The sequence below is a fragment of the Massilia sp. TWR1-2-2 genome (assembly GCF_049897565.1).
GTDB lineage: Bacteria > Pseudomonadota > Gammaproteobacteria > Burkholderiales > Burkholderiaceae_D > JAFCUW01.
The window spans coordinates 24,719-46,499 of sequence record NZ_JAFCWM010000012.1; the positions used below are offsets into that span (position 1 = coordinate 24,719).

The window sequence follows — 21,781 nt, forward strand, 5'->3', positions numbered from 1 at the left end:
GGTGAGGGTGCCCCGCCTAACCCAGTATCTGCCCGGTGACCTTTTCACCAATGAGGGGCGTCAACGCGTTGGGGTGAACCTGTTGGGGGTTTGGTGGACTAAGGCTGCACGCCGTCGGCCCTGCCATTGGCAGCGCCGACTCCTCGCGCACGCAAGAAATCCATTCGTATGAATGACGGTGCATATTTCCAAGGGCCTATTCGGCGACGGGGTTTGCCGCGTGCAGGAAGTGCGCGGCGGCGAGGAAATCGTCGTTGCCGATGTCGGGCAACTCGAGCACCTCGGCATCGCCGAACAGCGTGAAGTTGCGGTCGATCGACCTGGTATAGGCCGGATCGTAGTGGTTCAACAGCAGTTCATCGACCAGTTGCGGCATGCGGCCGTCGTTGGCCATGTCGTGCCAGGCCGTGATCTGGTCACGCCCGTGCAGCTTGACCAGGCACTCGAGCTGCGTGTTCAGCAACGCCGGGTCGGTCGTGAAGTGGCGATAGTCCTCCATCAGCAGGCGTACCCGGTTCGGCCGCGACAAGGCCAGCGAAATGCACGGCGACAGGCGCATCTGCTCCATCAGTGCGTCGGGCACGCGCAGGTTGCCGACCTTTTTGCTTTCGGACTCGACGAACACGGGCCGCGACGAACCGAAATGGCGCAGCTTTTCCCACACCACCGTTTCGAACATTTTCTGCGACGGCTGCGGCTGGCTCGGAAGGTTGCCCAATACCGAGCCGCGGTGCGCGGCCAGCTGCTCGAGGTCGAGCACCTGGGCGCCGATCGAGTCGAGCACCTCGAGCAGGCGGCTCTTGCCGCTGCCGGTGGTGCCGCAGATGACCTTGAAGGCGAGCCGCGGCGGCACCGCCAGATCCTCGCTGACGTGGGCGCGGTAGGCCTTGTAGCCGCCGTCGAGCTGGATGGCAGGCCAGCCGATGCGGGCCAGCACGTGCGCCATGGCGCCGCTGCGGTTGCCGCCGCGCCAGCAGTAGATCAGCGGTTTCCAGTCGCGCCGCTTGCCGATCCACAGTTCTTCGATGTGGCGGGCGATGTTGCGCGAGACGAGGGCGGCGCCGACTTTCTTCGCTTCGAACGAATTGACCTGTGCATACATGGTGCCGACGCGGATGCGCTCGTCGTCGTTGAGCACCGGGCAATTGATGGCGCCGGGAATATGGTCGAGCGCGAACTCGGATTCGCTGCGCACGTCGATGATGGCGTCGAACTCGCCCAGCACCGGCAGGACGTCGGCGAAACTCTGGATGGCCGGGTACTTCATCGGGATTTGACCAGCGGCAGGATCTTCGGCCAGATGTTGGCAAGGATGACCGGATGGGCCTGGGCGGTCGGGTGCAGGCGGTCGGCCTGGAACAGCGCCGGCTTTTCGGCCACGCCTTCGAGCATGAACGGCACCAGCGGCGCCTTCATCTGCGTCGAGATGGTGTTGTACATACTAAAGAAGCGTTCGGTGTAATCGCGGCCGTAATTGGGCGGCATGCGCATGCCCACCAGCAGCACCTGCGCGTCGTTCTTGCGCGCCATGTCGACCATCGCGCGCAGGTTGGCGTCGGCGGCGGCGACCGGCAGGCCGCGCAGGCCGTCGTTGGCGCCAAGCTCGATGACCACCAGCGCCGGCTTGTGCTGGGTCAGCAGTGCCGGCAGGCGGGTGCGCCCGCCGCTGGTCGTTTCGCCGCTGATGCTGACGTTGACGATGCGGGCGTCGACCTTCTCGGCCCTGAGTTTTTGTTCGAGCAGCGCGACCCACCCGCTGCCGCGGGTCAGGCCATATTCGGCCGACAGGCTGTCGCCGAGCACAAGCACCGTTTTTGGTGCAGAATGGGCGAGCGCCGCGGACAGCAACAGCACCGCGCCGAGCATCCATCTAGTGAGAAAAGCAAGCATGCGTGACATCCAGGAAGCATCCAAAAGTTATGTTAACGAACAAGCCGGCAAGCCGGCGGCGATCGAAGTTCGCCAGCTATCGAAGAAGGTAGCCGACGCCAGCGGCGAACTGACCATCTTGCACAGCGTCGATTTTACAGTGCAACCGGCTGAGACGCTCGCGATCGTGGGTGCGTCCGGTTCCGGCAAGTCGACCTTGCTCGGCCTGCTGGCCGGACTCGACAACCCATCGACCGGCACCGTGATCCTCGACGGCGTCGACATTTTCGCGCTAGACGAGGATGGCCGGGCACGGCTGCGGATGGCCAAGCTGGGCTTCGTGTTCCAATCGTTCCAACTGCTGGCGCACCTGAACGCGCTGGAAAACGTCATGCTGCCGCTCGAATTGCGCGGCGAGGCGGACGCGCGCGCCAAGGCCACCGCGATGCTGGGCCGTGTCGGCCTCGACAGCCGGCTCAAGCATTATCCTAAATTCTTATCGGGCGGCGAGCAGCAGCGGGTGGCGCTGGCGCGCGCCTTCGTCACCGAGCCGCCGCTGCTGTTTGCCGACGAGCCAACCGGCAGCCTCGATGCGGCCACCGGCGAAGCGGTCATCCAGCTGATGTTCGAACTCAATCGCGAACGCGGCTCGACCCTGGTGCTGGTCACGCACGACACGTCGATCGCGGCGCGCTGCGGGCGCACCATCACGATTGCGGCCGGCCGTTTGGTCTGACCGCGCTTGCAGCGACCAGTTCATTGAGCACCGCGCGCGCCGCCGCGGGCAGTTCGCCGGCGACCATGCCGATCGGGCCGATACCCTGTTCGACCAGGCGGTCGGCAGCGGCGCCATGGATCCACACGGCGCCCAGCGCCGCCTCGCGCGCCGGCCATCCTTGCGCCAGCAGGCTGCCGCAGATCCCGGCCAGCACGTCGCCGGTGCCGGCCGTGGCCAGGCCCGGGTTGCCGGTGGCGTTGACGACCGTCGCGACGTCAAAGGCGGCGATGACGCTGCCGGCGCCCTTGAGCACGACGATCGCCTGAAGGCTGGCCGCCAGCGCGCGGGCGCAGCCGAGCCGGTCGCGCTGGACTTCGGCCACCGTCACGCCGAGCAGGCGCGCAGCTTCCAGCGGATGCGGCGTGAGCACGGTGGGCGCCGAGCGCGCGGATACGCGCTCGCGCAGGTCGACGCTGGCGGCGATCAGGTTCAGCGCATCGGCGTCGATGACCAGTGCGGCGTCGCCGGCCAGGGCCTTGGCCAGCAGCTCCATCGCGCGCGCCGAGCCGCCCATGCCGGGACCGATCACCAGCGTGCCTTCGCCGACGGGAAAGTCGGCGGCGTCGCGGAACATGATTTCTGGCTGCACGCTGTCGAAGGCGGGGCCGGGGTCGAGCGCGGCCACCAGCACGCGGCCGGCGCCGGCAAACAGTGCGCCGCGCGCCGACAGCATCGGCGCTCCGGCCATGCCGTGCGCGCCGCCGACGATGGCAACGTCGCCAAAGCTGCCCTTGTGCGAACTGCGGAGGCGCCGTTTGAGGCAGCGCGCGAACAGCGCCGGTTCGTTCAGTTGCGCGTGCGCGGGCGGGAAGTGGACGTCGCCGATCGCCAGCGCATCGACCTGCACGGCGCCGGCATGGTCGCTGCCCTCGAAGGTATGCAGGCCTGGCTTGTCGCCGATGAAGGTGAGGGTGCGGGCGGCGTGGATGGCCACGCCGTCCGGGCCGACGACGGCGCCGCTGTCGGCATCGAGCCCGCTTGGCACATCGAGCGACAGCACGCGCCAGCCCAGCGCGTTGACAGCTTCCACGAGCGCGCGGGCGGGGCCGTCGAGCGCACGCGCCAGGCCAATGCCGAACAGGCCGTCGATGACCAGGCCCGGCTCGAGGTCGGGCAGCGCGCCGAGAAAGCGCACCTGGGTTTCGGCGGCGTGGGCGAGGGCGGCCGCGGTTTCCGGCGACGCCGCTTGCGCGCCCGGCAGGTGGATCACCGCGACATCGACGCCGGCGCTGGCATGGGCCAGGTTGGCGGCAGCCTCCAGCGCGTCGCCGCCGTTGTTGCCGGGGCCGGCCAGCAGCAGCACGCTGCGGTTGGCCAGGCCCGCCAGCAGCGCCAGCGCGACATTGGCGGCGGCGTGGCCGGCGCGCTGCATCAGCGCGGCCGGTTCGAGCGTGGCGGAGACGGCGTGTTCGATCGCGCGAATCTGCGCCACCGTATATAAAGTCTTCATCGAGTCTCCCGGGTTGACCGGAGCATTTTTGCGCCGGTGACTGTGCATTTTCGCTAATTTTTGCCTCGGGGGCGAATACAATACGTCAGGGAGCATAAAAAAGAGCGAGGAGCGGGCATGGACTGGCAGTTCTGGATTGATCGCGGCGGCACATTTACCGACATCGTCGCGCGCCGGCCGGACGGCCTGCTTGCCACCCACAAGCTGCTGTCGGACGATCCGGAGCGCTACCGCGACGCCGCGGTGGCCGGCATCCGCCACCTGCTGGGCCTCGGCGCCGATGCGGCGATCCCGGTGGCGCGCATCGAGGCGGTGAAGATGGGCACCACCGTGGCCACCAACGCGCTGCTCGAGCGCAAGGGCGAGGCGACCGCGCTGGCCATCACGCGCGGCTTTCGCGACGCCTTGCGCATCGCCTACCAGAACCGCCCGCGCCTGTTCGACCGCCACATCGTGCTGCCCGAGCTGCTGTATTCAGATGTGATTGAAGTCGACGAGCGCGTGGGCGCCCATGGCGACGTGCTGCGCCGGCTCGACGAAGCGGCCACGCGCGCCGCGCTGCAGGCGCTGTACGACCAGGGCCTGCGCTCGCTCGCCATCGTCTTCATGCACGGCTACCGCTACACCGAGCACGAGGCGGCAGCGGCGCGCATCGCCGCCGACATCGGCTTCACGCAGATATCGGTATCGCACCGGGTCAGCCCGATGATGAAGCTGGTCGCGCGCGGCGACACCACCGTGGTAGACGCTTACCTGTCGCCGATCCTGCGCCGCTACGTCGACCAGGTGGCCAGCCAGATGCCGGGCGTGAACCTGCAGTTCATGCAGTCGAACGGCGGCCTGACCGATGCGCGCGCGTTCCAGGGCAAGGACAGCATCCTGTCGGGACCTGCCGGCGGCATCGTCGGCATGGTGCGGGCCAGCCAGCTGGCCGGTTTCGACCGCGTGATCGGCTTCGACATGGGCGGCACCTCGACCGACGTATCGCATTTTTCGGGCGAATTCGAACGCGTGTTCGAGACGCAGGTGGCAGGTGTGCGCATGCGCGCGCCGATGATGAGCATCCATACGGTTGCCGCCGGCGGCGGCTCGATCCTGCACTTCGATGGCAGCCGGTATCGGGTGGGGCCCGACAGCGCCGGCGCCAATCCCGGGCCGGCCAGCTATCGTCGAGGCGGGCCGCTGGCGGTCACCGACTGCAATCTGATGCTGGGAAAAATCCAGCCGGCGTATTTTCCGCACCTGTTCGGCGCGGACGGCCGGCAGGCGCTCGACCGCGACATCGTCGCTGCCAGGTTCGCCGAGATGGCGCGCGACATCGGCGCGGCGACCGGCGCCACGCCGGCGCCCGAGCAGGTGGCTGAAGGCTTCATCCGAATCGCAGTCGGCAACATGGCAAATGCGATCAAGCAGATTTCGGTGCAGCGTGGGCACGACGTCACCGACTACACGCTGACCAGCTTCGGCGGCGCCGGCGGCCAGCACGCCTGCCTGGTGGCCGACGCGCTGGGCATGAAGACGGTGTTCGTGCATACGCTGGCCGGCGTCATGTCGGCCTACGGCATGGGCCTGGCCGACCAGGCGGCAATGCGCGAAGCGGCGGTGGAACTGAAACTGGCCGACGCCGGAGCGCAATTGCTGGCGCAGCGGCTCGACGAACTCGGCGACGGCGTGCGCGACGAACTGCTCGCGCAAGGCGTCGGCGCGCAGCGCATCGCGCTGGTACGGCGGGTGCATCTGCGCTATGAAGGCACCGACTCGGCCATCATCGTGCTGTTCGACGAACCGGACGGCATGACGCGCCAGTTCGAGGCGGCCTACAAGAAGCGCTTCTCGTTTCTGATGCCGGCCAAGGCGCTGGTGGTGGAGGCGGTCTCGGTGGAGGCGATCGGCGCTTCCGGCGCGCCGCAGGAAGCCATGCCCGCGCAGGCCCCGCGCAATGGCGCTCTGGCGCCGGTCGACACGGTGCGCATGTTCGGCGGCGACGCGTGGCAAGCCACCGCGCTGTACCGGCGCGCCGACCTGCGCATCGGCGACGTGATCGGCGGACCGGCCATCATCGCCGAGGACAATGCGACGACGGTGGTGGAACCTGGCTGGCAGGCCGAGGTTACGCCGTACAACCACCTGGTGATGCGGCGGGTCGAGGCGCTGCCGCAACGGCGCGCGATCGGCACCAGCGCCGACCCGGTGATGCTGGAGATCTTCAACAACCTGTTCATGTCGATCGCCGAGCAGATGGGGCTGCGGCTGCAAAACACCGCCTGTTCGGTCAACATCAAGGAGCGGCTCGACTTCAGCTGCGCGCTGTTCGACGCCGACGGCAACCTGATCGCCAACGCGCCGCACATGCCGGTGCACCTGGGCTCGACGGGCGAGAGCATCAAGACGGTGATGCGCGAGAATGCCGGCGCGATGCGATCGGGCGACGTCTTCATGCTCAACGATCCGTACAACGGCGGCACGCACCTGCCCGACGTCACGGTCATTTCGCCGGTATTCGACGAAGCAGGCGAGACCATCCTGTTCTATGTCGGCTCGCGCGGGCACCATGCCGATATCGGTGGCACCACGCCCGGATCGATGCCGCCCGATTCCGAATCCATCGAGCAGGAAGGCGTCTTGATCAATAACTTCAAGCTGGTCGACGGGGTCGACGGCCTGCTGCGCGACAGCGAGGCGCGCGCCTTGCTGGCCGGCGCGCGCTATCCGGCGCGCAACCCCGACCAGAACATGGCGGACCTGCGCGCGCAGGTGGCGGCCAACCAGAAGGGCGTCGAAGAACTGCGCAAGATGGTGGCCCATTTCGGTCTCGACGTGGTGCGCGCGTACATGGGGCACGTGCAGGACAACGCCGAGGAAGCGGTGCGGCGCGTGATCACCGCGCTCAAGGACGGCCACTTCCGACTCGAGCTCGACAACGGCGCGCGCATCGAGGTGGCGATCCGGGTCGACCAGGCCACGCGCAGCGCGGAAATCGACTTTACCGGCACCTCGGCGCAACTGCCGAACAACTTCAACGCGCCGTCGGCGGTGTGCATGGCGGCGGTTCTGTACGTGTTTCGCACGCTGGTCGACGACGAGATCCCGCTCAACGCCGGCTGCCTCAAGCCGCTGCGGGTGATCATTGCGCCCGGTTCGATGCTCAAGCCGCGCTATCCGGCCTCGGTTGTGTCGGGCAATGTCGAGACGTCGACATGCATCACCAATGCGCTGTACGGGGCACTTGGCGTGATGGCCGCGGCGCAGGGGACGATGAACAACTTCACCTTCGGGAACGCCAGGTGCCAGTATTACGAGACCATTTCGGGTGGCTCGGGCGCCGGCGAAGGCTTCGACGGCACCGATGTGGTGCAGACCAACATGACCAATTCGCGCCTGACCGATCCCGAGATCCTCGAATTCCGCTTCCCGGTGCGGCTCGAGTCGTACGAGATCCGGCACGGCTCGGGCGGGGCGGGGCGCTGGCACGGCGGCAACGGCGGGGTGCGCAAGGTGCGCTTCCTGGAGCCGATGACGGCGGCGATCCTGTCGAACAACCGGATCCATGCGCCGTTCGGGATGGCCGGCGGCAGTCCTGGCGCGCTGGGCAAGAACCGCGTCGAGCGCGCCGACGGCAGCGCCTTGACGCTGGCGCATATCGGCAAAGTGGAGATGGGCGCCGGCGACGTGTTCGTCATCGAGACGCCCGGAGGCGGCGGCTACGGTCGCTAGCGCGTCGAGCCATGCCCCAGGCTGCGTTTTACTGTCAGGCAGAGATACCGTACTTGCGCTTGGCGTTGATGTAGTCGTCATTGAGCGGCAGCAGCGACCCATGGGCGGCGTCAAGCGTGCGGATAGTGTCGATAACGCCGGCGAATTGTTCGGCCAGCGCGTGGTCCCATCCCAATTGGCCGAGCTGGCGCAGCATCCCTTTGGCCGCCGCGACCATCACCGCCAGGTTCCCCGGCGCCATGCGGCGCGCCTCGAGCAACGTCTGCACCGCTCCCTTGAAGTCGCCCATGCCGGTCTTTTCGTCGGCAATGTTGAGCAATTCCTGCGCTTGCGCCTTCAGGTGGGCGCCGATGCCGTCGGCCAGGTCGGGCCGGCCGGCCTTGACGAACACGCTGATCGCCTGCTGCATCGAGACGCCGCTGGCGCCGTCGTTCATCGCCGACAGCATCACTTCCGACGCTTCCTTGTCCATCCTGTTGGTCAGGCAGCTGCGCGCCAGGCCGATGCGCAGGTTGGCCGACAACGCCGGGCTGGTTCGCATCGCCACCACCGCGGCATTGAGTTGGTCCGCCGCACCGGCGCTGTTGCCGGCCGATTCGTGCAGCAGTGCCGTCGATATCGCCTTGCACGCGTCGAGGTTCGGATTGCCGCGCAAGGACTTTTCGAGGTCGCGGATCACGCCACCGGCCTGCACCGCGTCGCCCTTCTTGATCAGCGCCTTGACCAGGTTGACATGGTCTTCGGGGTCGCGGAACTCGGAGTACCTGGCCTTGGCAACGACCTGTTTGAACGATTTTTCGGCAGCGGCGGCGTCGCCTGCTTCGAGCGCGACTTCGCCCAGTTTGCGCAGGCGGCGCACCATGTGCGGCGAAATGGCGACCGCGTCCTCGAGGATGCGCTGGGCGCTGACGGGCGAGCCATTGTGCACGTGGCAGCGCGCCAGCAAGTCGTAGGCCGCCATCTGCTTCGGGTTGTCGGACACCAGCCTGACCAGCAGCGATTCGGCTTCAGCCACGCGCTCCTGGGCAAACAGCGTGCGCGCCAGGCCAAGTCCGGCCCAGCCGATCGGCTTGACCGCCAGCACTTCCGAATACAGCGTCTCGGCCTGTGCCAGCTCGTTCAGGCTCACGTGCAGCTCGGCGCGCAGGCGCGCGAAGTCCAGCGCGTATGGCGGATGTTCGGCGCCGGCAGCCACGCAGGCCTTGATCGCTTCGCGCAGGTTGCCCTGGCCGATCAGCTGGTAAGCGGGCAGGAAGGCGCGGCGGCGCTCGATGGCGCGCATGATGCGGGCACTGAGCATGTCGACCGTGAACGGCTTGAGGATGTAGCCGGTCGGCGTCAGTTCGGCCGCGCTGACCACTTTGCTGTAGACGCCTTCCGAGGTGATCATGATGAAGATGGTCAGCAGGCCAATCAGCTTGTGGTGGCGCAGGTCTTCGAGCAGCTGCTGGCCGTCCTGGCCGTCGTCCGAGGCGCTGCCAAGGTCGTACTCGCACAGGATGATGTCGTACGATTTCTTGGCCAGCTGCTTGATGGCCGTGCCGGAGCTGACCACGTAATCGATCTTGCTGATGCCTGCCTGGTTCAACATGTTTTGCAGGCTGCCCCGCATCCCGGGGTTGGGATCGACGACCAGCACTGTCAGATTGCTATTTTCTTGCATCGGGCTTTACTCTGGTGTGCCGGCCGGGCCGGGGTGGTTTGTCTCGTCGCTTTGCGTGCTTGCCCTACTATTTACGGCGGATGCCGGAAAGTCTTGAAACCGGACGATACGCTATTGTTCATCTACCACGCAATAGCGATGAGCAGCTGGCGCGGTCGGCCCGCCCTCATGGTGCAACGCGGTATAATAGCGGCCTGGTAAACATGCCTCACTCATCACCTTTGCCGCCTCTACCTTTAACCCGCAGCCACGCTGCATCAACCTTATATCCCAACCATGTTGATTCTGCCGGGTTCAAACGCCCTGTCCGCATTTCGTAGCCAACGCCTGCTGGGCCAACTGCAGTCAGCCGCCCCGCACGTGGCCGCGGTCCAGGCGCGCTTCGTCCACTTCATCGATTCGAGCGCGCCGCTGTCGGCCGACGACACCAATCGCATCGAGGCGATGCTCACCTACGGCGAGCCGGCGCAGGTCGCCGCGGCCGGCGCCGCCGTGGAGGAGTTCTTCGTCATCCCGCGCTTCGGCACCATTTCGCCGTGGGCCTCGAAGGCAACCGACATCGCCCACAACTGTGGCATGGCGCATGTGCACCGCATCGAGCGCGGCATCGCCTACGCCATCGGGCTCAAAGGCGGGATCCTCGGCACCGGCATCGGCGCGGCGAAGAAGCTGACCGCCAGTGAACTGCAGGCGGTAGCGGCGCTGCTGCACGACCGCATGACCGAGTCGGTGCTGCGCAACGCCGATCAGGCCGCGCAGCTGTTCCAGGAGCTCGACGCCAAGCCGCTCGAATCGGTCGACCTGCTGGGCGAAGGCAGGGCGGCGCTGGAGTTTGCCAACAGCGATCTTGGACTGGCCTTGTCCGACGACGAGATCGACTACCTGCTCGAAGCGTTTACGCGCGCCAGGCGCAATCCGACCGACGTCGAACTGATGATGTTCGCGCAGGCGAACAGTGAACATTGCCGCCACAAGATCTTCAACGCCGACTGGGTCATCGACGGCGAGACGCAGGGCAAGTCGCTGTTCCAGATGATCAAGAACACCCACCAGCTGCAGCCCAAGGGAACGATTGTCGCCTACAGCGACAATTCGTCGATCATGGAAGGGGCCGCCGTGATGCGCTTCTATCCGCGCGGCGCCGGCCACGAATACGCCGCCTCGACCGAACTGACGCACACGCTGATGAAGGTCGAGACGCACAATCACCCGACCGCGATTTCGCCGTTCCAGGGTGCCTCGACCGGCGCCGGCGGCGAGATCCGCGACGAGGGAGCGACCGGCCGCGGCGCCAAGCCGAAGGCTGGCCTGACCGGTTTCACCGTGTCGAACCTGATGATTCCGGGCTTTGAGCGCGCTTGGGAAAACGCCGCCAGCGTCACCGCGCCGTTCGCCCAGCGGCTGCCTTCCGGCGCCTACGGCAAGCCGGAGCGCATCGCCTCGCCGCTGCAGATCATGATCGACGGCCCGTTAGGCGGCGCCGCGTTTTCGAACGAATTCGGCCGTCCTGTACTGGGCGGCTACTTCCGCACGTATGAACAGAATATCGGCGACACCGTGTTCGGCTACCACAAGCCGATCATGATCGCCGGCGGCATCGGCAGCATCGCCGACCAGCACACGCACAAGAACGACATCCCGGTCGGCAGCCTGCTGATCCAGCTGGGCGGTCCCGGCATGCGCATCGGCATGGGCGGCAGCGCCGCCTCGTCGATGGCGACCGGCGCCAACACCGCCGACCTGGACTTCGACTCGGTCCAGCGCGGCAATCCGGAGATGGAGCGGCGCGCGCAGGAAGTGATCAACGCGTGCTGGCAGATGGGTGCGGACAATCCGATCATCTCGATCCACGACGTCGGCGCCGGCGGCCTGTCGAACGCGTTCCCGGAAATCGTCAACGACGCCAAGCGCGGCGCGATCTTCGACCTGCGCCGTGTGCCGCTGGAAGAGAGCGGCCTGGCGCCGAAGGAAATCTGGAGCAACGAGTCGCAGGAGCGCTATGTACTGGCGATCGCGCCGCAGGACCTGCCGCTGTTCGCCGCCCTGTGCGAGCGCGAACGCTGCCTGTACGCGCCGGTCGGTGTCGCCACCGAGGAGCGCCAGCTCAAGCTGGTCGATCCGCAGGGCGGCAACAACCCGGTCGACATGCCGATGGACGTCCTGCTCGGCAAACCGCCCAAAATGCAGCGCGACGTGCATCACGTGCAGCAGGCTTTCCCTGCGGTCGAGCTGACCGGCCTCGAACTGACTGACGTCGCTTGCCGCGTGCTGCTGCTGCCGGCGGTCGCCGACAAGTCGTTCCTGATCACGATCGGCGACCGCAGCGTCGGCGGCATGACCATGCGCGACCAGATGGTCGGTCCGTGGCAGGTGCCGGTGGCCGATGTCGCCGTCACCGCGATGAGCTTCGAAGGCTACCTCGGCGAAGCGATGGCGATGGGCGAGCGCACGCCGCTGGCGGTGATCAACGCCGCGGCGTCGGGCCGGATGGCCGTGGGCGAGGCGATCACCAACATCGCCGCCGCCGCCATCAAGGACATCTCGGACATCAAGCTGTCGGCCAACTGGATGGCCGCCTGCGGCCAGCCAGGCCAGGACGCGGCGCTGTTCGACACCGTCAAGGCGGTCGGCATGGAGCTGTGCCCGGCGCTGGGCATCAGCATCCCGGTCGGCAAGGATTCGCTGTCGATGCGCACGACATGGAATGACGGCGAGGCCGGCAAGGCGGTGGTGTCGCCAGTGTCGCTGATCGTCTCGGCGTTCGCGCCGGTGGCCGACGTGCGCCGCACGCTGACGCCGCAGCTGCGCGCCGACGCGGGCGAATCCGTGATGATCCTGGTCGACCTCGGACGCGGCAAGAACCGCCTCGGCGCCTCGGCGCTGGCGCAGGTGACGCAGCAGCTGGGTAACGAGGTGCCGGACGTCGACAGCGCGGACGATCTGAAAGGCTTGTTCGCCGCGATCCAGCAGTTGAACGCCGACGGCAAGCTGCTGGCCTACCACGACCGCTCCGATGGCGGCCTGTACGCGACCTTGTGCGAGATGGCGTTTGCCGGGCGCACCGGCGTCACCGTCAACCTCGACATCCTGGCGATGGAAGGGGAGCACGCCGCCGACTGGGGTGACGCCAAGAACTGGGCCGGCCAGGTGGCCGAGCGCCGCAATGAACTGACCTTGCGCGCGCTGTTCGCCGAAGAACTGGGCGCCGTGATCCAGGTGCGCGCCGACGACAAGAGCGCCGTGATGAACGTGCTGCGCCAGTACCAGCTGGGCGCGTGCAGCCATATCATCGGCAAACTCAATGAGCGCGGCGTGATCGAGTTCACGCGCGACGCCAGGACCATCTACAGCGAGCAGCGCAGCGCGTTGCACCGCCTGTGGAGCGAGACCAGCTGGCGCATCGCGCGCCTGCGCGACAACCCGGCCTGCGCCGACGCCGAATACGACCGCCTGCTCGACGTCACCGATCCCGGCATCTCGCCGGTGCTGACGTTCGATCCGAACGAGAACGTGGCGGCGCCTTTCATCGGCACTGGTGCGCGGCCGCGCGTGGCGATCCTGCGCGAGCAGGGCGTCAATTCGCACATCGAGACGGCGTACGTAATGCACCAGGCCGGCTTTGCCGCGGTCGACGTGCACATGAGCGACCTGATCGCCGGGCGCGTCAAGCTCGACGACTTCCGGGGCGTGATCGCGGTCGGCGGCTTCTCGTACGGTGACGTGCTCGGCGCCGGCGAGGGCTGGGCCAAGACGATCCTGTTCAACAACCTGCTGGCAGAGCAGTTCGCGCGCTTCTTCAACCGCGCCGACACGTTCGGCCTGGGCGTGTGCAACGGCTGCCAGATGATGAGCAACCTGAAGTCGATCATCCCGGGCGCGCATGCGTGGCCGAAGTTCACGCGCAATAAATCGGAGCAGTTCGAAGCGCGTTTCGGCATGGTCGAGGTGCTCGATTCGCCGTCGATCTTCTTCGCCGGGATGGCCGGTACCAAGACGGCCATCGCGATCGCCCACGGCGAAGGTTACGCCGACTTCTCGCAGACCGGCGACAGCGCCGAGGTGATTCGTTCGCTGCGCTTCGTCGACAACCGCGGGGAGGCGACCGAGGCGTATCCGTTCAACCCGAACGGTTCGCCGCAGGGACTGACCGCTGTGACGACCGCCGACGGGCGCTTCTCGGTGATGATGCCGCACGCCGAGCGCGTATTCCGCTCGGTGCAGCAGTCTTGGCACCCGCAGGCGTGGGGCGAGGATTCGCCTTGGATGCGCATGTTCCGCAATGCGCGCAAGTTCGTGGGGTAAGCTGACCGCAAACGTGATTGGCCGCCTGGCGGCTGGTCACTTCGACGTCGTTTGATGCTCCTGATTGCGCGGCCGTGAGACGTGTCGGTCAGGGATATTGCGAGTGGAGGACGACGGTCCAGGCGTAAAAAAAGCGCTTCGAAACCGAAGCGCTTTTCCTTGTGGCAGGGTCCGGCTTACTGGACCTTGGCCTTCTTCATCAGTTCTTCGCGGTACGCCTGCAGCTTGCGCTGCTGCAGCGATTCGGAAACCTGCGCCTTGACTTCGTCGAGCGGCGGAATCTTTGCCGCGCGGGTGTCTTCCAGCTTGATGACGTGGTAGCCGAACTGGGTCTTGACCGGGGTCTCGGTGATCTGGCCCTTGTTCAGTGCGACCATCGCCTTCGAGAACTCAGGCACGTAGGAAGCAGCGCTTGCCCAGTCCAGGTCGCCGCCATTGGCAGCCGAACCGTCTTTCGACTGCTTGGCCAGCTCTTCGAACTTGCCGCCGGCTTTCAGCTTGGCGATGATGGCCTTCGCTTCATCTTCGGTGGCAACCAGGATATGGCGTGCGTGGTATTCCTTGTCGCCGACCTGCGACTTGTACTTGTCGTACTCGGCCTTGATTTCGGTGTCCTTGACCGGGTTCTTCTTGACGTAGTCGGCCAGCATCGCGTTGATGATGATGCTCTGGCGCGCGTTCTCGAGCTGGGTCTTGACTTCAGGACGGGTACCGTAACCCTGCTTGTCGGCTTCCTGGATCAGCACCTCGCGGCTGATCAGGTCTTTCTTGATCGCTTCGCGCAGTTGCGGCGAATCGGTCTGCTTGCCTTGGGCAACGACTTGCTTGACGATCTGGTCGACCTTGGCCGATGGGATGGCTTTGCCGTTGACGGTGGCGACGTTCTGCGCAAACACCGGCGCGGCAACGAAGGTCATGGCTAACAACAGGCTGGCTGGTTTCATGCGTTTCCTCTAAAAATTCGCGTCTCACGACGGCGATGCCGGCGCCCGCAGGCGCCGGTGGTGCTGGGTTTACTTGACGGTGGCTTTCTTGAGCATCGCTTCCTGGTACGCCTGCAGCTTCTTCTGCGCCAGCGCTTCTTCGATCTGGCCTTTTACTTCTTCCATGGCCGGGATCTTGGCAGGACGGGTGTCGTCGAGCTTGATGATGTGGAAGCCGTTCGGGGTTTGCACGGCGGTCTCGGTGACCGCACCTTTTTGCAGGCCGACAAACGCGTCGCTGAACACTTTCGGGAACGAATTAGGCGATGCCCAGTCGAGGTCGCCGCCGTTGGCCGCGGTGCCGGTGTCTTTCGACGTCTTGGCCAGCTCTTCGAACTTGGCGCCGCCTTTGAGCTTGGCGATGACTGCTTTCGCTTCGGCATCGGTGCCGACCAGGATGTGGCGGACATGGTATTCCTTGTCGCCGGCCTGCGCCTTGTAGCGATCGTATTCGGCCTTGATGTCGGCATCCTTGATCGGGTTCTTGGTCATGTAGTCACGCACCAGCGCGTTGATGACGATGGTCTGGTGGGCGTTTTCCATTTGCGACTTGACGGTCGCATCTTTCTCGAAGCCAGCCTTGAGCGCTTCCTGCATCATCACTTCGCGCACGATCAGGTCTTTCTTGACCGCTTCGCGCAGCTGCGGCGAGTCCGGCTGCTGGCCCTGGGCGACAACTTGCTTGACGACAGCGTCGGCGCGCGAAGACGGGATGGCCTTACCATTTACAACGGCGAGGTTTTGCGCGTAGGCCGGGATAGCGGCAACGGCAAGGAGTGCTAACAGCAAGCGGGCTGGCTTAAAGGTCATTATTAATTCCTGTTGGAAAGTTGCTTGGACAGATAGATCGATTTTTTACTATGCGCTAACGCATTGTCAAACAGATTTCTTAAGAATCGCTGAAACATGCGCCTGTTTTCACAGTTCTGACGGCGCCAAAGCAGTGATGGCAAGGGCATGGATTTCAGTGTGCATCATATCGTGCACGGAATCATACACGAGTCGATGTCGCATGACGAGCCTCAGACCTTCGAACTGTCGAGCGACGATCCTCAGGCGGTAGTGGCCGCCGCCGGAGGCCGCGCCGGCGTGGCCGGCATGCAGATGCGACTCGTCGGTCAGCTCGAGCACGCTCGGCTGCAATGCCGCTTCCAGCAGCGCGCGGATCCGCTCCGGACGGCCGTGGGCGCTCATGCCTTTTCCTCGTCGATGTACTTCGACAGCATGACGCCCTGGCCGAGGATGAAGACGAAGAACAGGGCGGTAAAGCCGAACAGCTTGAAGCTGACCCAGGCGCTGGTGTTGTCCTTGTAGACGACGAAGGCGACGAACAGGTTCAGCACGCCCATGGCGAAGAAGAATGCGGCCCAGGCCAGGCCGAGCTTGTCCCACACATGGTCAGGCAGCTTGATGTTCTCTTCCATCAGCTTGCGCATCAGGTTCTTGCGCATGAACAGCTGGCTCACCAGCAGCGCCGCGGCAAAGGCCCAGTACAGGATGGTCGGCTTCCACTTGATGAAATTGTCGTCGTGGAAGTAGATGGTGGCGCCGCCCATCACGACGATCACCCCCAGCGACATCCACAGCATGCCGTCGACCTTGCGCCCGCGCGCCAGCAGGTAGCCGATCTGCAGCACCGTGGCGATGATGCCGACCACGGTAGCCAGAATGATCGGCGCCTGGCTGGCCAGCACCGCGCCGCCGGCGATCAGGCCGCTGAGGTACTGCGTCGCCAGCGCGTGCGCCGTTCCCTGGTTCGCTTCGCCCCACTTGAAGACGGCGAAAAACAGGATGACGGGAAACAGGTCGAACAGAAATTTCATGGTGGCCGATTAAAGTGGGTCGAAGCGCAGGGACGCCGAGTTGATGCAATAGCGCAGGCCGGTCGGCGGCGGGCCATCGGGAAACACATGTCCGAGGTGGGCGTCGCAGACTGCACAGATGATCTCGGTGCGCAGCATACCATGCGTGCGGTCGGTCTTTTCAATCACATTGGCCGGGTCGAGCGCCTTGAAGTAGCTCGGCCAGCCGCAGCCGGAATCGAACTTGGCGTCCGACTCGAACAGCGCCGTGTTGCAGCACACGCAGGTGTAGATGCCCTTTTCGTGGTGATCCCAGAACTTGCCGGTAAAGGCGCGTTCGGTGGCGGCGTGGCGCGTGACCTGGTACTCCATCGGGTCGAGCATGTCGCGCCATTCGGCGTCCGTCTTGGTTACTTTGTCGGTCATGGTGTCTTTCAAGCGTTGTTTATGATGAGCAGCTTACTTCGAGGTGGCTGGCCCAGTCGGGCGGCAGCGCGGCGTACGATTGGTTGTCGGGCTGTTCGTCGAAAGGGCGCTCGAGCACGGCGAGCAGGCGGGCGATCTCGGTATAGTCTTTTTGCTGCGCCTTGTCGATGGCGACCTGCGCCAGGTAGTTGCGCAGCACGTACTTGGGGTTGACGGCGTCCATCGCGGCCTTGCGTTCGGCGTCGACGCTGTTCTCGGCGCGCAGGCGAAGGCGGTATTGCGCGGCCCAGTCGTCGAACGACTCGCGGTCGATGAACATGTCGCGCAATTCGGTCGCCGGCGCGTCGGAATCGGCCGCGAGGTTGGCGAGGGCGCGGAAAAACCGGGTGAAGTCGACGTGGTCGGCCGCCATCACCGCGAACATGCCGTCGAACAGCGCGCGGTCGTCGTCGCGGCCGGTCGCCAGGCCGAGCTTGGCGTGCAGGTGGTAATCGAGCGCGCGAGCGAATTCGGGCTCGTAGACGGCCAGCGCCTGCTGGGCGTCGTCGACGTCGCCGATCAGCGGCAGCAGCGCCTGGCCGAGCGCGTAGCAATTCCAGTGCCCCACCTGCGGCTGATTGGCGTACGAGTAGCGGCCCTGCTGGTCGGTGTGGTTGCAGATGTGGTTCGGGTCGAACGCTTCCATGAAGCCGAACGGGCCGTAATCGAGCGTCAGGCCGAGGATCGACATGTTGTCGGTGTTCATCACGCCATGCATGAAGCCGACTGCCTGCCAGTGCGCGATCATGCGCGCGGTGCGGCGCGACACTTCGGCCAGCAGCGCGGTGTACGGGTTCGGCTCGGCGGTCAGTTCCGGGTAGAACGTGTGGAGGACGTAGTCGGCCAGCGCCTTCAGTTCTTCCGGCTTGTCGCGGTAAAACCAGTGTTCGAACGAGCCGAAGCGCACGAAGCTGGGCGCCATGCGCGTGACCACCGCCGACGTTTCGACCGTTTCGCGCATCACGCCCTGTTCCGAGCCGATGAGGGCCAGCGCGCGGGTGGTCGGGATGCCGAGCGCGGCCATCGCTTCGGAGCACAGGTATTCGCGGATCGACGAGCGCAGCACGGCGCGCCCGTCGCCCATGCGCGAATATGGCGTCAGGCCGGCGCCCTTGAGCTGCAGCTCCATCGGTCCGGCGCTGCCGTTCAGTTCGCCGATGAGGATGGCGCGGCCGTCGCCGAGCTGGCCGGCCCAGACGCCGAACTGGTGGCCGGAATACACCGCCGACAGCGGCTGCGAACTGGCGGCGACGCGGTTGCCCGACAGCAGCTCGACGTAGTCATGGCTGGCGAGCATGGCCGGGTCGAGCCCGACCAGCGCGGCCGCCTTGGCGCTAGCGGCGACAAAGTACGGCGCCGGCAATGGCGTCGGCATCAGACGCGTATAGAACGCGGGGGGCAGGGCGGCGAAAGAGTTGCCCAGCGGCAGGTCGTCAGCGGAAATGGCAGTGTCCAGTCGAAGTTGTGGTGGCGAAGGCGATGATGTCATTTTAACGTGGCCGTCCAGTTTATGCATGCCCGCACGCCCGACATATTAGGTAACCGGCTGTAACGGTCCTAAACGCTGTTGCGGGGTCGCTTGGTGCGTTGCACAATCGAAAAGTATTGACCGGTTTAGCACGGTCGTGCGAATCTGAGGTTCCATTGCCGCGATGTACACAGGAGAGTAGATGACGTCCTACCCACACAGTCCCGTCATGGGGCAAATGATGAGCCAGCCGTTGCTCGTTTCCAGCATCATCGAGTTCGCCGCACGCCACTATGGCCATGTGGAAATCGTTTCGCGCCGCATCGAAGGCGACCTTCACCGCTACACCTACCGCGACTGCCACCAGCGCGCCCGCCGCATGGCGCACGCGCTCAAGGGCCTCGGCGTGCAGATGGGCGACCGCGTCGCCACCCTGGCCTGGAACGGCTATCGCCACATGGAAGTGTATTACGCCGTATCGGGCTCAGGCGCGGTGCTGCATACAGTCAATCCGCGCCTGCATCCCGAGCAGATCGCCTACATCGCCAACCACGCCGAAGACCAGTACCTGTTCTTCGACCTGACGTTCCTGCCGCTGATCGAGGCGGTCGCCGCCCATTGCAAGACGGTCAAGGCGTTCGTGCTGATGGCCGACCGCGACCGCATGCCGCAGGAAACGAAGATCGCCAACCTGCTGTGCTACGAAGACCTGATCGCCAGCAATTCGGACGACTACGAGTGGCCGGTGTTCGACGAGAACTCGGCCGCGTCGCTGTGCTACACGTCGGGCACCACCGGCAACCCGAAAGGCGCGCTGTATTCGCACCGCTCGACCGTACTGCACGCGTACGGCTCGGCGATGCCGAACGCGCTGAACGTGTCGGCCGCCGACACCGTGCTGCCCGTGGTGCCGATGTTCCACGTCAACGCGTGGGGTCTGCCGTACTCGGTGCTGCTGTCCGGCGCCAAGATGGTGTTTCCCGGCGCGGCGCTCGACGGCAAGTCGCTGTATGACCTGTTCGAAACCGAAGGGGTGACGTTCTCGGCGGGCGTGCCGACCGTGTGGCTCGGCCTGATCAACCACGTCCTGCAGAACAATCTCGAGTTCTCGACTTTCAAGCGCACCGTCATCGGCGGCTCGGCTTGCCCGCCGGCGATGATGGACACACTGATCGACAAGCTCGGCGTGCAGGTGATCCACGCCTGGGGCATGACCGAGATGTCGCCGCTCGGCACCGCCGGCGGCTTGCAGGCCAAGCACCTGGCGCTGCCGAAGGACGAGCAGCGCAAGATACTGCAGAAGCAGGGCCACGCGATCTACGGCGTCGACATGAAGATCGTCAACGACGACGGCGTCGAACTGCCGTGGGACGGCGCCATATACGGCCACCTGCTGGTGAAGGGGCCGTGGATCATCTCGAGCTACTTCAAGAACGAAGGCGGCGACGTGCTGCTGGACGGCTGGTTCCCGACCGGCGACGTGGCCACTATCGATGGCGACGGCTACATGCAGATCACCGACCGCAGCAAGGACGTCATCAAGTCCGGCGGCGAGTGGATCGGCACCATCGACCTGGAGAACATCGCGATGGCGCACCCGGCCGTGCTGCAGGCGGCCTGCATCGGCATCGCCCATCCGAAATGGGACGAGCGCCCGCTGCTGCTGGTGATCAAGCGTGCGGGCATGGACGTCACGCGCGAAGAACTGCTGGCATTTTTCGAAGGAAAGATCGCGAAGTTCTGGATGCCCGACGACGTCGCTTTCATCGAGGCGCTGCCGATGGGCGCCACCGGAAAGATCCAGAAGAACAAGCTGCGCGAACAGTTCAAGGAGTACAAGCTGCCCACCGCTTAAGCCTTTTGTTGCACCCGACGTACCCACACCACTAAAACTACAATGAAGGATGGAGACACATGAGCATGCACATTCGCCCCCTGGCCGCCGCAGTTTCGTTCGCCTTGCTTGCCGCGCCGTTCGCGGCGCATGCCGACACCGTCAGGATCGCTTTCATTGACCCGCTGTCGGGCCCGTTCGCGCCGGTCGGGACGAACCAGTTGCATAGTTTCCAGTCGATTGCAGAGATCGCTAACAAGGAAAAGTGGGCCGGCGAGCACAAGATTGAAGTGGTCGGCTTCGACAACAAGGCCAGCCCGCAGGAATCGCTGACCCAACTCAAGGCGGCGATCGACCAGGGCTACCGCTACATCACGCAGGGCAACGGATCGGGCGTCGGCCTGGCGCTGCTCGATGCCGTCAACAAGCACAACGAACGCAATCCGGGCAAGGAAGTGGTGTTCCTCAATTACGCCGCCATCGATCCGGACATGACCAACAGCAAGTGCAGCTTCTGGCACTTCCGCTTCGACGCCAACTCGGACATGAAGATGGAAGCGCTGACGAGCTACATGGCGCCGAACAAGGACATCAAGAGCGTCTACATCATCGGCCAGAACTACGCCTTCGGCCATGCCGTCTCGCGCGCGGCAAAGGAATACCTCAAGCGCAAGCGCCCGGATATCAAGATTGCCGGCGACGACCTGCACCCGATCGCGCAAGTGAAAGACTTCTCGCCGTACATTGCCAAGATCAAGGCCTCCGGCGCCGACACCGTCATCACCGGCAACTGGGGCGCCGACCTGGCGCTGCTGATCCGCGCCGCCAAGGATGCCGACCTGAAAGCCAATTTCTACACTTACTATGGCGTGACGACCGGCGTGCCGACGGCGATGGGCGCGGCCGGCGCCGACCGCGTCAAGGTCGTCGGCAACTGGCTGATCAACAACGAAACATTCAAGGGCAAGGAAATCGTCGACGGCTTCAAGAAGAAGTACAACGACGACTACTACGCCGCGCAGACGCACAGCGGCATCGGCATGCTGGCGCAGGCGATCAAGCTGGCCAAGTCGCCCGATCCGGTGAAAGTGGCGTTCGCGATGGAAGGGGCCAAGTTCAACAGCCTGAACGGTGAAGTGACGATGAACAAGGCCGACCACCAGCTGCAGCAGGCGCTGTACATCGGCACCTGGGCCAAGGTCGACGGAAAAACCGTCAGGTACGACCAGGAGAACACGGGCTACGGCTGGAAGATGGACAAGAAGATCGATGCCTACATGGCCGGGCAGCCGACGTCGTGCCAGATGAAGCGGCCAGGGGCGTAAGCCGCTCGAACGGTCTACCTCGTTTTATTTCAAGTTGGCCGTCAAACCGTCATCCCCGCCACTGGCGGAAAATGACGGCGCTACGGCTAACGGGACAGGCATGTCCTCCCTCATTTATCGCACAAAGA

At 65.1% G+C, this 21,781-nt stretch carries 15 protein-coding genes; 5 read left to right on the forward strand and 10 right to left on the reverse strand.

The genetic code is table 11. The features are described 5' to 3' along the window. Positions 1-196: 196 nt before the first annotated feature. Positions 197-1,267, reverse strand: coding sequence for a tRNA 2-selenouridine(34) synthase MnmH (mnmH, locus tag ACP7DD_RS13010; RefSeq protein WP_426175242.1), 1,071 nt, complete (start codon positions 1,265-1,267; stop codon positions 197-199). Next, on the reverse strand, positions 1,264-1,890 hold the full coding sequence (locus tag ACP7DD_RS13015) for an arylesterase (RefSeq protein ID WP_426175243.1): 627 nt from the start codon (positions 1,888-1,890) through the stop codon (positions 1,264-1,266). The genes mnmH and ACP7DD_RS13015 overlap by 4 nt, the downstream gene beginning before the upstream one ends. Between ACP7DD_RS13015 and ACP7DD_RS13020 the strand changes: the two genes are divergently transcribed. Continuing rightward, complete coding sequence (locus tag ACP7DD_RS13020) at positions 1,889-2,605, forward strand: ABC transporter ATP-binding protein (RefSeq protein ID WP_099788569.1); 717 nt, start codon at positions 1,889-1,891, stop codon at positions 2,603-2,605. The genes ACP7DD_RS13015 and ACP7DD_RS13020 overlap by 2 nt on opposite strands. On the opposite strand, the gene ACP7DD_RS13025 is transcribed toward ACP7DD_RS13020, so the two are convergent. Further along, entirely contained in the window at positions 2,577-4,097 is a 1,521-nt protein-coding gene (locus ACP7DD_RS13025; RefSeq protein ID WP_426175244.1) for an NAD(P)H-hydrate dehydratase, read from the reverse strand. The genes ACP7DD_RS13020 and ACP7DD_RS13025 overlap by 29 nt on opposite strands. 117 nt (positions 4,098-4,214) lie before the next feature. On the opposite strand from ACP7DD_RS13025, the gene ACP7DD_RS13030 reads away from it, so the two are divergent. After that, the gene (locus ACP7DD_RS13030; RefSeq protein ID WP_426175245.1) at positions 4,215-7,811 is read left to right on the forward strand and encodes a hydantoinase B/oxoprolinase family protein; all 3,597 of its coding nucleotides are present in this window, start codon (positions 4,215-4,217) and stop codon (positions 7,809-7,811) included. A gap of 34 nt (positions 7,812-7,845) precedes the next feature. Here the strand turns inward: ACP7DD_RS13030 and ACP7DD_RS13035 are convergent, their stop codons facing one another. Then, on the reverse strand, positions 7,846-9,474 hold the full coding sequence (locus ACP7DD_RS13035; RefSeq protein ID WP_426175246.1) for a response regulator: 1,629 nt from the start codon (positions 9,472-9,474) through the stop codon (positions 7,846-7,848). Positions 9,475-9,750: 276 nt separating this feature from the next. Between ACP7DD_RS13035 and purL the strand changes: the two genes are divergently transcribed. Then, positions 9,751-13,776, forward strand: coding sequence for a phosphoribosylformylglycinamidine synthase (purL, locus tag ACP7DD_RS13040; protein ID WP_426175247.1), 4,026 nt, complete (start codon positions 9,751-9,753; stop codon positions 13,774-13,776). A gap of 176 nt (positions 13,777-13,952) precedes the next feature. On the opposite strand, the gene ACP7DD_RS13045 is transcribed toward purL, so the two are convergent. The 6 genes from ACP7DD_RS13045 to ACP7DD_RS13070 form a co-directional block, all read right to left on the reverse strand. Further along, on the reverse strand, positions 13,953-14,720 hold the full coding sequence (locus tag ACP7DD_RS13045; RefSeq protein ID WP_426175248.1) for a peptidylprolyl isomerase: 768 nt from the start codon (positions 14,718-14,720) through the stop codon (positions 13,953-13,955). Between the two features lie 69 nt (positions 14,721-14,789). Next, positions 14,790-15,569 (reverse strand): peptidylprolyl isomerase, encoded by a 780-nt coding sequence (locus ACP7DD_RS13050; protein WP_426175249.1) that lies wholly within the window; start codon positions 15,567-15,569, stop codon positions 14,790-14,792. A gap of 108 nt (positions 15,570-15,677) precedes the next feature. Next, positions 15,678-15,953: a BolA family protein gene (locus ACP7DD_RS13055; protein WP_426175250.1), complete on the reverse strand. Its 276-nt coding sequence runs from the start codon at positions 15,951-15,953 to the stop codon at positions 15,678-15,680. After that, positions 15,950-16,582, reverse strand: a complete 633-nt coding sequence (locus ACP7DD_RS13060; RefSeq protein ID WP_426175251.1) for a septation protein A — start codon at positions 16,580-16,582, stop codon at positions 15,950-15,952. Before ACP7DD_RS13060 ends, ACP7DD_RS13055 begins: the two co-directional genes overlap by 4 nt. A 9-nt stretch (positions 16,583-16,591) precedes the next feature. Further along, positions 16,592-16,987, reverse strand: coding sequence for a peptide-methionine (R)-S-oxide reductase MsrB (gene msrB, locus ACP7DD_RS13065; RefSeq protein ID WP_426175252.1), 396 nt, complete (start codon positions 16,985-16,987; stop codon positions 16,592-16,594). 19 nt (positions 16,988-17,006) lie between these two features. Then, positions 17,007-18,515, reverse strand: coding sequence for a protein adenylyltransferase SelO (locus tag ACP7DD_RS13070; RefSeq protein WP_426175253.1), 1,509 nt, complete (start codon positions 18,513-18,515; stop codon positions 17,007-17,009). Between the two features lie 181 nt (positions 18,516-18,696). Between ACP7DD_RS13070 and ACP7DD_RS13075 the strand changes: the two genes are divergently transcribed. Then, positions 18,697-20,349 (forward strand): 3-(methylthio)propionyl-CoA ligase, encoded by a 1,653-nt coding sequence (locus tag ACP7DD_RS13075; protein WP_426175254.1) that lies wholly within the window; start codon positions 18,697-18,699, stop codon positions 20,347-20,349. A gap of 59 nt (positions 20,350-20,408) precedes the next feature. Continuing rightward, positions 20,409-21,653, forward strand: coding sequence for a branched-chain amino acid ABC transporter substrate-binding protein (locus ACP7DD_RS13080; RefSeq protein WP_426175255.1), 1,245 nt, complete (start codon positions 20,409-20,411; stop codon positions 21,651-21,653). Positions 21,654-21,781: the final 128 nt, after the last annotated feature.